The following is a 12,953-nucleotide window of genomic DNA, read 5'->3' as shown; positions in this document are numbered from 1 at the left end:
TGCCATCGGAGGAATGAGGGATGTCTCGTCTGGTTACCTTCAAAACGGGATCGCTCGTCGCGATCGCCATCTCGGCCACCATGTTCACCAGCACGCTTGCGGCGAGTGCGGCACCATCGGCGAGTGCCGTCGTGGCGACCCGCCAGGCCGGCTTCAAGAAACTGGGCGGCGCGATGAAGGCGCTCGGCGCGCAACTCAAGAGCGGCGCGCCCGCCAAGGCCAAGATGGTCGCGGCGGCGCAAACGATCGCAACGACCGCGCGCGGACAAGGCAAGCTGTTCCCCGCAGGCAGCGGTCCCGCACCCGGCCTCAAGACCGAAGCCCTGCGCAATATCTGGACCGACCGCGCTACCTTCGATGCGCAGATGGCCAAGCTCGTGACCGAAGCCGACAAGCTCGTCGCGGTCAGCAACACCGGGAACGCGGCGGCGATCGGCGCGCAGATGAAGGCGACCGGCGCGGTCTGCGGCGGATGCCATCGCAAGTTCCGCAAGGAAACCTGACCGACATGGCGTCCCCCCGCCCCTCACCCGGCACGACCCGCGGTGCGCGCGTGTGGGACGTGCCGATCCGCTTGTTCCACTGGCTACTCGTCGCCCTGCTCGGCTTTTCGTGGTGGAGCGGCGAGCAGCACCTGATGGACTGGCATCGCCTGTCGGGCCTGACGATCCTCGCCCTGCTGCTGTTTCGCCTGTACTGGGGTCTGGTCGGCAGCCCGACGGCGCGCTTCGCCCGGTTCGTGCGCGGTCCGCACGCGGTCCTGGCGTATGTGCGCGGACAGGACGCCACGCCCGCGCCGGGGCATAACCCGCTTGGCGGATGGAGCGTCGTCGCGATGCTCGTCACGCTATGCGCAATGGTTGGCGCCGGCCTGTTCGCGGTCGATGTCGACGGACTCGAATCCGGGCCGCTCGCTGATTACGTCAGCTTCGACCAGGGACGGCTCGCCGCGGAGATCCACGGCTGGGTCTTCAACGCCCTGCTCGCACTGGTCGCGGTGCACGTGGTGGCGATCGTCTTTTACCTGGTGCGCGGCAAGAACCTGACCGCGCAGATGATCACTGGCCGCAGCCAGCTACCAGACCCTCGACCGGGCGCCACCGACGACCATCATGCGTGGTTGTGGAAGGCCGTTCTCGGTGCGGCCGGTGCGGCGGCGATCGCAATCGCCGTCGCCCGCGGGTTCCGCTTCTAGGCCGCTGCCGCTTACCCCTGCCCCTCGACCATTTCCGCGAGTTCCAGCCAGCGCAATTCCGCCGCGTCCTTGTCCGCCTGCGCCTGGCCGATCGCCGCCATCAACCGCTCGAACAGGTCGGGATCGCGCGTGTAGAGTTCCGGGTCGGACAGCAATTCCTGATCGCGCATGATCGCCGCGTCGAGCGTCTCGATCCGCTTGGGCAGCAACTCGTAATCGCGCTGGTCCTTGTAGGTCAGCTTGACCTTGCCCGGCGCCGCGCCGCCCGCGACGGGTGCCGGCGCGGACGTCGCATTCTTGGCGATCGCGCCCCGCTTGGTCGGCGCAGCAGCCTTGCGGCGGCGCTCCCAATCCTCATAGCCGCCCGCGACGACGTCGACCGTGCCAGACCCGTCGAGCCCGAGCGTGATCGTCACGGTGCGGTCGAGAAAGTCACGGTCGTGGCTGACGATCAGCACGGTCCCGTCATAGTCGCCGATCACGTCCTGCAGCAGGTCGAGCGTCTCGAGATCGAGATCGTTGGTCGGCTCGTCCAGCACCAGCAGGTTGGACGGCTTGGCGAATTCGCGCGCCAGCAACAGCCGCGAGCGTTCGCCACCCGACAGCGTGCCGATCTTGGCGTCGAGCACGCCGGGCTCGAACAGGAATTCCTTCAAATAGCCGACGACATGCTTGCGGATTCCCTGCACCTCGATCCAGTCGCCGCCGTCCGCGAGCACGTCGCGGATCGTCTTGTCGGGCTCCATCTTGCTGCGCTGCTGGTCGATCACGATCCGCTCGATCGTCTTGGCGAAGCGGATGGTGCCCGTGTCGGGCTCCAATTCGCCGGTCAACAGCTTGAGCAGCGTCGACTTGCCCGCGCCGTTCGCGCCGACGATGCCGATCCGGTCCTTGCGCGTCACCCGCAGCGACAGGTCGCCAATGATCGTGCGGTCGCCGAACGCCTTGGAAATGTGCTTCGCGTCGATCACCACCTTCGAGCGTGCGTCGTCGGTGCCGATCGTCAGGTTGGCGGAGCCCTGCGGCCCGACCATCGACGCACGTTCGGCACGCATCTCGACCAGCTTGGTCAGACGGCCCTGGTTGCGCTTGCGCCGCCCGGTGACGCCGCGCAGCAGCCAATGCTCCTCCAGCTTCAATTTCGCGTCGAGCTTCTCGGCATTGCGCTGCTCGTCGGCATAGACCTGCTCGGTCCACGCATCGAACCCACCGAAACCGATCTCGGCACGCCGCAAATTTCCGCGATCCATCCAAAGCGTCTGTTTGGTCAGCTTGGTCAAAAAGGTGCGGTCATGGCTGATCACGACGAACGCACCGCGGAACCGCTGGAGCCATTCCTCGATCCATTCGATCGCGCCGATGTCGAGATGGTTGGTCGGTTCGTCGAGCAGCAATACGTCGGGGTTCTGCGCGAACGCCCGCACGATCGCAGCACGGCGGCGCTCGCCACCCGAGGCCTTGGCGGCTTCTCGCGTGAGGTCGATCCCGAGCTTGTCGGCGATCGCCTCGGCTTCATATTGCTGCGGCGCATCGTCGCCGCCAAGGACATAGTCCGCGAGCGTATGGCAGCCGGTCATCGCGGGTTCCTGCTCGAGCTGGATCACGCGCGTGCCGGGGACGATCGTACGACGCCCCTCGTCCGAATCGATTTTGCCGCCAAGCAATTTCAACAGCGTGGTCTTGCCAGCACCATTGCGCCCGATCAGCGCGAGCCGGTCACGCGGACCGACGTGGATGTCGAGCCCGCGAAAGAGCCAGCCCGAGCCCTGAATGATGCCGAGATTTTCGTATGCGAGAATAGGTGCAGCCATGACGGGCGCGTTAGGCTGCGGGGGCGTTGCAAGCAAGCGGTGTGGCGGATGCGACGGCATGAGCGGGTCCGGCATGGCCATAGGAAGCGCCCTTCATTTCATCCTGGAAGTTGCACCATTCACAGGCTGTTCAACGCGCGGTAGCTATGCCAAGCCAATGACGATGCTAGCCGCCATTCTCGTGGGACTTGCCGTAACCCCTGCGCCCGCGCTGCGGCCAGTTGCGGCGTTGATGCAGCATAGCGACCAGCGCGAAGCGCTGCGGGGCCGGCGCGAAGGACGATGGCTTCCGTCCAAGGATATCGAGGCGCGGGTCGTGCCGACAATGCCCGGCGCGCTGTATCTTGGGTTCGACTTCGATCCGGAGGGTGGGATTTACACACTGAAATTCCTGCGCAATGGATCGGTCATCTGGGTCGAGGTCGATGGTCGCTCTGGCCAGATCCTCGGCCGCACCGGCAATTGAGCGCCATCGGCGCCGTCCAAGGGGATACTGCATGCGCGTTCTGATCGTCGAGGACGAACCCAATCTCGGCCAGCAGCTCAAGAGCACGCTGGAAGGGGCCGGCTATGCGATCGACCTCGCGACCGATGGCGAGGAAGGCCACTTCCTCGGCTCGACCGAGAATTACGACGCGATCATTCTCGATCTCGGCCTGCCGGAGATCGACGGGCTGACGGTGCTCGATCGCTGGCGCAAGGAAGGCCGCACCGCGCCGGTGCTGGTGCTGACCGCGCGCGACAGCTGGTCGGACAAGGTCGCCGGGCTCGATGCGGGTGCGGACGATTATGTCGCCAAGCCGTTCCAGTCCGAAGAGCTGATCGCCCGCCTGCGCGCGCTGATCCGCCGCGCTTCGGGCAACGCCTCGTCCGAACTGACCGCGGGCGGTGTCCGTCTCGATACGCGGAGCGGCAAGGTCACGCTCAACGGCGAATCGGTCAAGATGACCGCGCAGGAATACAAGCTGCTCAGCTACCTGCTCCATCACAAGGGCAAGGTGGTCAGCCGCACCGAGTTGATCGAACATATCTACGACCAGGATTTCGATCGCGATTCGAACACGATCGAAGTGTTCGTCACGCGCATCCGCAAGAAGCTCGGGCAGGATGTCATCACCACGATCCGCGGGCTCGGCTATAGCCTCGAGGATCCCGATGCCTGATCCGGATCGGGTATTCATCTATGGCTGAGGCGGACTCGCCCGTATCGCTCCCGCCGATCGAGGCGGAGCCGCGGGGCCTGCCGCGCGTCAAGACGACGGGATCGCTCAGCCGCCGGATGATCCTGATCGCGGCCGGGTGGATCCTGCTGTTGTTGACCGGCGGCGGCTATGCGCTCGACAGCATCCTCGTCACCGCGGTCACGCGCAATTTTGACGATCAGCTGGAATATGTGCTGACCGCCCTGATCGTCTCGGCCGAAATCGGCCCCGAGGGCGAAGTGCTGAACACGCGCGAACCCGCCGACCAGCGGTTCCTCGAACCCAATTCGGGGCTCTATTATCAGGTCAGCGCGCCGGGGCAGGAAAGCTATGCTTCGCGCTCGTTGTGGGATCGCAAGCTAGCGTACGGCGCACATCATACCGATCTTGCCGTCCACGCCTATGACAGCAACCAGTTCGTCGATCCCAAGGCGGACCCGCCCGAGAAGCTGCGGATCGTCGAGCGCGACGTGACGCTCCCCGGATCGAAGGTGCGGTGGCGGTTTCAGGTCGCGCAGGTCCGCGACGGGCTCGACGCGCAGATCCGCGTGTTGCGCAAGACGCTGCTGCGCAGCTTCCTGCTGCTCGCGTTCGGGCTGATCGTGATGGCGGCGCTCCAGACCTTTTACGGGCTGTGGCCGCTCCGGCGAGTCCGCGACGAAATCGCGCGGATGCGCGCGGGCAAGGCGCGGCAGGTCGAGCGCCCGATGCCGAACGAAGTCGCGCCGCTGGTCGAGGAACTCAACGCGTTGATCGAGCATAACGAACGCCAGGCGGAGGAAGCGCGGCGCCATGCCGGCAACCTTGCGCATGCGCTCAAGACCCCGCTGACCGTCATCATGAACGCCGCCACCGCCAAGGCCGACGATCTCGGCGAGACGGTCGTGCGCGAGGCGCGAACGATGCGGCGGCAAGTCGATCATCATCTTGCCCGCGCGCGCGCGGTCGGGCGGCGGGGGTCCGCGCACAGTCGCGCCGACGTATGGCCGAGCCTGGAATCGGTCGAGCGCGCGGTCGGGGTGCTGTATCGCCACGTCCGCATCGATACGTCGGGCCCACGCGATCTTCAGGTCCATGTCGAACGGCAGGACCTCGACGAGATGCTGGGCAATCTGATCGAGAATGCCGCGAAGTATGGCGGAGGCAGCGTGTTCGTCACGGTCGCCAAGCACTCGGGCTTCGTCGAATTCCTGATCGAGGACGATGGCGTCGGCATTCCCGAGGAGGAGCGGATCCGCATCTTCGATCGTGGCGTGCGGCTTGATTCTGGCAAGCCCGGGACCGGACTCGGCATGGCGATCGTCCGCGACGTCGCGGAGATCTACGAGGGAACCGTCTCGCTCGAGGAGAGCGAGGACCTTGGCGGATTGCTCGTCCGGCTGCGACTACCCGCCGCCAACTGACCGGATGCGGCAGTACGCGAGGGGCCAGCGTTCAAACGAAACTGCGCCCACCGCCCCACGATCCGCTCAAACAGAAAAAACCGCCGGCCCGGGTGGACCGACGGCTTTTCCCGTCAACGGTGAACGCGGATGCGTTCAGGCGTAAGTAACGCTCGTGCGGACCTTGCCGCGCGAACGGAGGCCAGCGCCGACCATGCCGAAGCCGGCCAGCATCATGAGCCAAGTGGTGGGCTCGGGAACTGCGCTCTCGACCACGTCGAACTGCGCGAGACCCGCGAAATCGGTAACGCCGCTCTTGCCGATCGTGTTGGCGCCAACGAGGTCGCCACCGCCACGGTTCCAGGCGAAATCGGTCACGGTGTAGGTGGTGTTGCCAACGGTTGCGCTCGAGCCCGCCGAGAAGCCGAACAGCGTGTTGTACGCGCCCGAGATCGTCGCGCCGTCACCGAAGGTGAAGACGATTGCGTAGGCGTTGAACCCGGGGTTTACCGTGGTGCCTTCACCCGTCAGCAGGAAGTCGTTGGTGCCGTTCAGCGTCGCGAAATTGATGCTGCCGTCCGCGGCGTTCAGACCGGTGAGGTAGGGGTGCTGCATGAACAACGTGAACGTGTCGTTCGAAGTCGCCCAGTTTCCCTGCGAGCCGACGCCGGTGATTGCGACGCTGGTCAGGTTGGCGGCCGCATAGGCGTTCGTCGAAACCATGGCGATCGCGGTTGCAGCTGCTGCAACGAGAAACTTGGTACGCATTCCATACTCCTAAACACTACTCCGCCACGAGGTAGCAATTCTCGTGCCAAATGCGCTGCGGAGGGCGGTCGGGGGTATTGGACGGAGATGTGTAAGCTTGAGCGACAGTTGTGGTAAATCAGCATCTTATCAGAGATGCCTCATGCCCCTCCAGGGGCTCCATACGTCCTGCCGGGGCTAAGGCGCGACCGACCGTTTGGCACATTATCCCCGGGATCGGCAGTATTCATCATCGATTCACAAAAATCACGAGTGTAAGATCTAGCGACACCCTACCGGTCCACGCCGTCCGGCGCCGCTAAACCTTGCGAAAAGGAAGCCGTTTACCCACCGAGGCGGAACGTTCGGTTCAGGCCGCCATCGCGTGGTTGCGCAGGACGTCGGCAGTGATCGAAAGGCTGCGCTTGCGCGCCGCATAATCGTAGATCGAACTGGCGATCATCAGTTCGTCCACGCCCGTCCGTGCTACGAACGCCGCGATTTCGCGTGCCACCTTCGCCGGGCCGCCGACTGCCGAACACGACAGCACGTGATCGAGGATCGCGCCGCCCTGTGGCCCAAGGCTCTCGCGATACCCCTCCACCGGCGGCGGCAACTGGCGCGGATTGCCGGTGCGCAAGGCGACGAACGCCTGCTCCTGCGAACTTGCGATCAGCGCGCCTTCCGCGTCGGTATCCGCCGCAAACACGTTGAAGCCCGCCATCACGTGCGGCTTCGCCAGCACCGCCGAGGGGCGGAACGTGCGGCGATAAATGTCGATCGCGGACATCAGCGCATCCGGCGCGAAATGCGACGCGAATGCGTACGGCAGCCCGAGCATCGCCGCCAGTTGCGCGCCGTACGTGCTCGACCCGAGGATCCACAGCGACACGTCGGCCCCCGCCCCCGGGGTCGCGCGGACACCCGTCTGGCCGTCACCGGCGAAATAACTCTGCAACTCGACCACATCGTTGGGAAAGGCGTTGGGATCGGTGTTGAGGCTGCGCCGCATCGCGCGCGCAACGATCTGGTCCGACCCCGGCGCACGCCCAAGTCCGAGATCGATCCGCCCCGGGAACAGCGCGTCGAGCGTGCCGAACTGTTCGGCGATCGCCAGCGGGGCATGGTTGGGCAGCATGATCCCACCCGCGCCGATCCGGATCGTCGACGTCGCCTGCCCGATATGCGCAAGCACGACCGAGGTCGCGGCGCTCGCGATCCCGGTCATGCCGTGATGTTCGGCGGTCCAGTAGCGCGAGAAGCCGAGGCTTTCGGCGTGCGCGGCAAGGTCGCCGGCGTTGCGGAGCGCCTGGGCGACGCTACCGCCTTCGACGACGGGGACGAGATCGAGCAGGGAATAAGCAGTCATGGACCCGATATGGGAAGCCCGTTTCAGAATGCTACCGACCACCGCGCCGCTGCGCCGACATCTTCTCCCAGCGCGACGAAATTGCCGGGCTGGCGCCGCAGGAACAGGTTGGTCTGGAGCATCCCCGTCCACAGCGGCAGCGCATAGCGCGCCTCCAGGTCGATCTCGCGCCCGGTCGGGGCGAGGTTCATCCGCTGCGTGGTCCACGTCGTGACCGCGAGCGTGTCGTAATCATAGGCGGTCGGCAGCGTCAGATCGATCCCGCCGCGCGCGACGCGCAACGGTTGCGCGATGCGCAACCCGAAACTGTCGCGCATCCCAAACAGTCGCGCCTTGCCGACGTCGGCGGCGAACGCATTGGTGCGGAGCATTCCCCGTCCCTGCAAGCCACCGCGCACGTCCGCCATCGTCCAGCCCTGCCGAACCGATCCGCCGATCGTCCAGCCCGCGCCCGCATCGAACCGCGCCGAACCATCGAGAAACCAGCTCGTCGCACGCGTCCCGCCCAGCGCGTCGCCGAAGCGCGCGCCCAGCACCGTCGCCTGCTCGGCCAGCCGCGTACCGGTCAGCGCCAGTGCGAGATTCCCCACCGTACGATCCAGCGTGATCGCGCTGCGATCATATCCGTAGCGGCGATAGCGGTTGCGGATCGCGGCAAGCGCATCGGGATCGCGTGACAGCGCATCGCCGCTTTCAACCGCGGCGGTCAGGCCGAACGCGCCGATCTGGCGGCGGACCGCGCTCGACCCGCGGGCACGGCTGTCGAAACCCGCGCCCTGCACTGGATCCCGCGCGACGAGGAACGCCGGGTCGCCGCGCCCGACGAGGCGGGCGGTCAACAGCGCGCCGCCCTCCGCGAACCCGACCGCGAAACTGGCCTTCGAGCCAAGCCGGCTCGTCACCGTTCCCGCGATCGTGCGGGCCTGATCGGCATTGGCGCGCGACAGCATCAGGCGCGACACGCTCGCGCCGCCGCTCGTGACGGGGGCGACCGTCAACGCGACGCTCATTCCGCTCCCCACGTCGGTCGTTATCGTGCGCGTCGTCGCCTGCAACTGGGCGAGCAGCGTCGGCGCGGGTCCATCGCGGTGGATCGTCCGCGCGAGATCGATCGCGAAAGCACGGCTGAACCCGTCGAGGACGACCGCACCCAGCGCGCCTTGCGCCGCATCCCCCATCGGCGCGGACAGGACCGCGTTCGACCCAAGCGACGCCGCCGACTGCGTGCCCGCCACCGAGGTGCCACCAAGTGGCTGAAACGCGCGCGTCAGGTCGAGCACGCCTTTGCCGTACACCGCATCCTCGCCCGCCGTCCCCGCATCGCGCGCGGAGGCGTAGAGGATCTGGACGATCTGCGCCCCGGTCAGATTGGGGAAGGCCTGTGCGAGCAACGCCGCCGCGCCTGCGATCTGCGGAGCTGCAAAGGACGTGCCCGACCACAGGAACGGCGCACCGGTCTGGTCGGGCGCGCGAACTCCCTCCCCGACCGCCGCGAGATAATGCGCAGACGAATTGCCGGCGCGGTTGCTGAAGCTGGAGATGGCGTCGCCCCCCGGGGTGCGGGTTGTGTTCGCGCCGACCGAGCCCGCGATGATGACGAGCCCGCGTGCGGCCGCGGTGTTGGCGACCTGCGCGAACCCGTCGGGATTGACCGCGGTGGTCGGGTCGGTCGCGAAATCGTTCCCCGCAGCGATCACGATGACGATCCCGGCGGCGGTCGCGCGGTTGACCGCGTTGACCACCGAACTCCCCACCCCGCTCCCGCCAAGCGAGATGTTGATGACGCGCGCACCGTTGTTCACTGCAAGGTCGATCCCGCGCGCGATCGCGGTGTCCGCGAAGGTGCATTTGTCGGTCCCGGCGCCGCCGGTGCCGCACGATCCCGGCGCATCCGCCCGCGCCGCGAGGATCGTCGCGTCGAACGCCATCCCGTGCGTCCCCGAATCGTTGCGCCGCCCCGCGAGCGTGAAGGCGACCGCGGTGCCATGCCCGTCCTCGTCTCCCGCGCTCGTCCCGCCCGCGACATTGGCGGACGCCGCGGAAATGCGACCGGTGAATTCCTCGCTCGTAAGGTTCACGCCGCTATCGACGATCCCGACGGTGATGTTCCGCCCCGTCGCCCCCGCCTGATACAATGCCAACGCGTTTGCCGACACCGCGCCGACGGTCGCGCGATATTCGGCCGTGTCGTAATTGGTCGGCGCAGGCGTCGGTGTGGGTGTGGGCGTGGGCGCGGGAGTAGGTGTCGGCGCCGGGGTCGGGGTCGGCGCAGGGGCAGACGGCGGGGTAGGCAAGGTACCGACGCCGCCCCCACCACCGCCACTGCACGCCCCCAAGGCACCCAGAATCCCCAAGGCCGTGGTCCGCGCGAGCCGCATGCTCAACCGTCGTTGCAGTGTCATTCCGATTCGCCCCTGGTCCCGGCCCTTGCCCGGCGATCCGCGCATCGTGTCGCGCGCGGTCTCCCGGTCATGCCATCGCTACCTTGCCCACCGCGCGACCTGCGCGTAGGACCCGCACGCAATGCTCGCGCGCCTCGCCCTTATCCGCAATTGGGTTTTCGATTTGGATAACACGCTGTATCCGGCGTCGGCGCGGCTGTTCGACCAGATGGACGTCAAGATGACCGCCTATGTCGCGCGGGCGCTGGGCGTTGACCTGGTCGAGGCGCGCCGGATCCAGAAGGCGTATTTCTTCGATCACGGCACGACGCTCGCCGGGCTGATGGCGGAGCACGGCGTCGATCCGCATCACTTCCTCGATGATGTCCACGATATCGAGATGGACGTGCTCGAGCATAACGCCCCGCTCGCCGCCGCGATCGCGCGCCTGCCTGGGCGCAAGATCGTCTTCACCAACGCCGATACTCCATATGCAGGCCGCGTGCTCGACCGGCTCGGGCTCGGCGAGAGCTTCGAGGCGATCCACGACATCCACGCGATGGACCTCAAACCCAAGCCCAACGCCTCGGCCTATGCCGGGCTGTGCGCGGCGTTCGACATCGATCCGACCGAGTCGCTGTTCGTCGAGGACATGGCGCGCAACCTTGCGCCCGCCAAGGCGATCGGCATGACGACGGTGTGGATCGACAATGGCTCCGAACAGGCCGCCGCCGAGCAGGACCGCAGCTTTATCGACTTCACCACGCCCGATCTGACGGCGTGGCTTCACGCAATTATGGAGGACGCATGAGCGACTTGCAGACGACGATCGACGCGGCATGGGATGCGCGCGACACGGTAAGCTTTGAGACCAAGGGTGAGGTCCGCGACGCCGTCGAAACCGCGCTCAACCAGCTCGATTCGGGCGCGGTGCGCGTTGCCGAGCCCGATGGCGACGGTGGCTGGCGCGTCAACCAGTGGCTCAAGAAGGCCGTTCTGCTGTCGTTCCGGCTAAACGACATGGCCGAGATCGCCGGCGGTCCCGATGGTGCCAACTGGTGGGACAAGGTGCCTTCCAAGTTCCACGGCTGGGGTTCGGCTGAATTCCGCCAGGCGGGCTTCCGCAGCGTTCCCGGCGCGATCGTCCGGCGTGGCGCATTCATCGGCAAGGGCGCTGTCCTGATGCCGAGCTTCGTCAACCTCGGTGCCTATGTCGGCGAGAATTCGATGGTCGACACCTGGGCGACGGTCGGCAGCTGCGCGCAGATCGGCAAGGGCGTGCATATCTCGGGCGGTGCCGGGATCGGCGGCGTACTCGAGCCGCTCCAGGCGGATCCGGTCATCATCGGTGACGGCGCCTTCATCGGCGCGCGCAGCGAAGTCGCCGAGGGCGTTCGCGTCGGCGAAGGCGCGGTGCTCTCGATGGGCGTATACCTCGGCGCCTCGACCAAGATCGTCGACCGTGCGACCGGCGAAGTGTTCCGCGGCGAAGTCCCGCCCTATGCAGTTGTCGTCCCCGGCAGCATGGGCGGCGGCGACGGCAAGCCCTCGCTGTATTGCGCGGTGATCGTGAAACGCGTGGATGCACAGACACGTTCGAAGACCAGCATCAACGAATTGCTGCGAGACTAATCTCATAGCCCCTCCCCCTCGGGGGAGGGGTTGGGGTGGGGCAGTCCAGCAGAGCGCGCGCTCTGCGAGACACAGCCCCACCCCCAACCCCTCCCCTGAAGGGGAGGGGCTTAAGAAATGCCCCAACCTCGACATCCTTTGCCTCCCCGCTTAGTCCACTCGACAAACGACAAAGAGGATACCCGATGACCGCAGCTACCCGCTCCAAGACGCTCGACCGCGTGCTCGTGCTCGAAATGGTCCGCGTGACCGAGGCGGCGGCGGTTGCCGCATCCACCCTCACCGGTCGCGGTGACGAGAAAGCGGCCGATGCCGCCGCGGTCGAAGCAATGCGCGCCGCGCTCAACGAGCTGTACATGGATGGCACCGTCGTCATCGGCGAAGGCGAGCGCGACGAAGCGCCGATGCTGTTCATCGGCGAAAAGGTCGGTTCGGCGATCGGCAAGGGTCCGAAGATCGACATCGCGCTCGATCCATTGGAAGGCACGACGATCTGCGCGACCGCCGGCCCCAACAGCCTCGCGGTCCTCGCGATCGCAGAAGAAGGCGGGCTGCTCAATGCGCCCGACGTCTATATGGACAAGATCGCGTGCGGCCCTGGCTATCCCGAGGGGATCATCGACCTCGACAAGTCGCCGACCGAGAACGTCCGCGCGCTCGCGGCGGCGAAGGGTGTCGAGCCCAAGGACATCATCGCCTGCGTGCTGGATCGCCCACGCCACCAGAAGCTGATCGCCGAGCTGCGGGCGCTCGGTTGCGGGATCATGCTGATCGGCGACGGCGACGTCGCGGGTGTGATCGCGACGACCAACCCCGACACGACGATCGACATCTACATGGGTGCCGGTGGTGCTCCGGAAGGCGTGCTCGCCGCGGCGGCGCTGCGCTGCGTCGGCGGGCAGTTCAAGGGGCGGCTGCTGTTCCGCAACGACGACGAGCGCGCGCGGGCGGCCAAGTGGGGCGTGACCGATCTCGACAAGCAATATGACCTGACCGAACTCGCGCGCGGCGACTGCATCTTCGCGGCGACGGGCGTGACGGACGGCTCGCTGCTCGCGGGGGTGAAGCGCAAGGGCAAGATCATGACGACCGAGAGCGTCGTGATGCGCGCGAGCTCGGGCACGGTGCGCTGGGTCAAGGGCGAACACCGGATTTGAGGCGGCCCTAAAGCCCCTCCCCCTCGGGGGAGGGGTTGGGGTGGGGCAGTCCAGCAGAACCAACGCCGGTAATCTGT

General features: G+C 66.6%; 12 protein-coding genes. 8 read left to right on the top strand and 4 right to left on the bottom strand.

From position 1 onward, the window contains the following. The first annotated feature begins 20 nt into the window (after positions 1-20). A complete protein-coding gene (locus ABIC16_RS03595) occupies positions 21-503 on the top strand; it encodes a c-type cytochrome (RefSeq protein WP_354290062.1) in 483 nt (160 codons plus the stop codon). 5 nt (positions 504-508) lie between these two features. Further along, complete coding sequence (locus tag ABIC16_RS03590; protein WP_354290061.1) at positions 509-1,195, top strand: cytochrome b/b6 domain-containing protein; 687 nt, start codon at positions 509-511, stop codon at positions 1,193-1,195. 11 nt (positions 1,196-1,206) lie between these two features. On the opposite strand, the gene ABIC16_RS03585 is transcribed toward ABIC16_RS03590, so the two are convergent. Further along, positions 1,207-3,006, bottom strand: coding sequence for an ABC-F family ATP-binding cassette domain-containing protein (locus tag ABIC16_RS03585; protein ID WP_277970699.1), 1,800 nt, complete (start codon positions 3,004-3,006; stop codon positions 1,207-1,209). 157 nt (positions 3,007-3,163) lie between these two features. On the opposite strand from ABIC16_RS03585, the gene ABIC16_RS03580 reads away from it, so the two are divergent. Genes ABIC16_RS03580 through ABIC16_RS03570 form a run of 3 tightly spaced genes read left to right on the top strand, consistent with a single transcriptional unit; the run spans position 3,164 to position 5,611 of the window. Next, positions 3,164-3,472 (top strand): hypothetical protein, encoded by a 309-nt coding sequence (locus ABIC16_RS03580; protein WP_277970700.1) that lies wholly within the window; start codon positions 3,164-3,166, stop codon positions 3,470-3,472. 31 nt (positions 3,473-3,503) lie between these two features. Further along, complete coding sequence (locus ABIC16_RS03575) at positions 3,504-4,169, top strand: response regulator transcription factor (protein WP_010162021.1); 666 nt, start codon at positions 3,504-3,506, stop codon at positions 4,167-4,169. Between the two features lie 20 nt (positions 4,170-4,189). Beyond that, positions 4,190-5,611 (top strand): sensor histidine kinase, encoded by a 1,422-nt coding sequence (locus ABIC16_RS03570; RefSeq protein ID WP_277970701.1) that lies wholly within the window; start codon positions 4,190-4,192, stop codon positions 5,609-5,611. Between the two features lie 135 nt (positions 5,612-5,746). Here the strand turns inward: ABIC16_RS03570 and ABIC16_RS03565 are convergent, their stop codons facing one another. The 3 genes from ABIC16_RS03565 to ABIC16_RS03555 form a co-directional block, all read right to left on the bottom strand. Next, positions 5,747-6,358, bottom strand: coding sequence for a PEPxxWA-CTERM sorting domain-containing protein (locus tag ABIC16_RS03565; protein ID WP_354290060.1), 612 nt, complete (start codon positions 6,356-6,358; stop codon positions 5,747-5,749). 349 nt (positions 6,359-6,707) lie between these two features. Further along, positions 6,708-7,706, bottom strand: coding sequence for an LLM class flavin-dependent oxidoreductase (locus ABIC16_RS03560; protein ID WP_354290059.1), 999 nt, complete (start codon positions 7,704-7,706; stop codon positions 6,708-6,710). 23 nt (positions 7,707-7,729) lie between these two features. Further along, on the bottom strand, positions 7,730-10,108 hold the full coding sequence (locus tag ABIC16_RS03555) for a S8 family peptidase (protein WP_354290058.1): 2,379 nt from the start codon (positions 10,106-10,108) through the stop codon (positions 7,730-7,732). A 121-nt stretch (positions 10,109-10,229) separates the two neighbouring features. On the opposite strand from ABIC16_RS03555, the gene ABIC16_RS03550 reads away from it, so the two are divergent. From ABIC16_RS03550 to glpX, 3 genes are all read left to right on the top strand, one after another. Next, positions 10,230-10,898 carry a pyrimidine 5'-nucleotidase gene (locus ABIC16_RS03550; RefSeq protein ID WP_354290057.1) on the top strand — a complete coding sequence of 223 codons (669 nt, stop codon included), beginning with the start codon at positions 10,230-10,232 and terminating at the stop codon, positions 10,896-10,898. Then, positions 10,895-11,719 (top strand): 2,3,4,5-tetrahydropyridine-2,6-dicarboxylate N-succinyltransferase, encoded by an 825-nt coding sequence (dapD, locus tag ABIC16_RS03545; RefSeq protein ID WP_354290056.1) that lies wholly within the window; start codon positions 10,895-10,897, stop codon positions 11,717-11,719. Before ABIC16_RS03550 ends, dapD begins: the two co-directional genes overlap by 4 nt. Before the next feature lie 185 nt (positions 11,720-11,904). Beyond that, positions 11,905-12,876 carry a class II fructose-bisphosphatase gene (gene glpX, locus ABIC16_RS03540; RefSeq protein WP_277970707.1) on the top strand — a complete coding sequence of 324 codons (972 nt, stop codon included), beginning with the start codon at positions 11,905-11,907 and terminating at the stop codon, positions 12,874-12,876. Positions 12,877-12,953: the final 77 nt, after the last annotated feature.

The organism is Sphingomonas sp. PvP055 (assembly GCF_040546365.1).
Lineage (GTDB): Bacteria > Pseudomonadota > Alphaproteobacteria > Sphingomonadales > Sphingomonadaceae > Sphingomonas > Sphingomonas echinoides_A.
The sequence above is the reverse complement of the archived record's forward strand: the minus strand, read 5'-3'. Positions and strand labels throughout refer to the sequence as shown.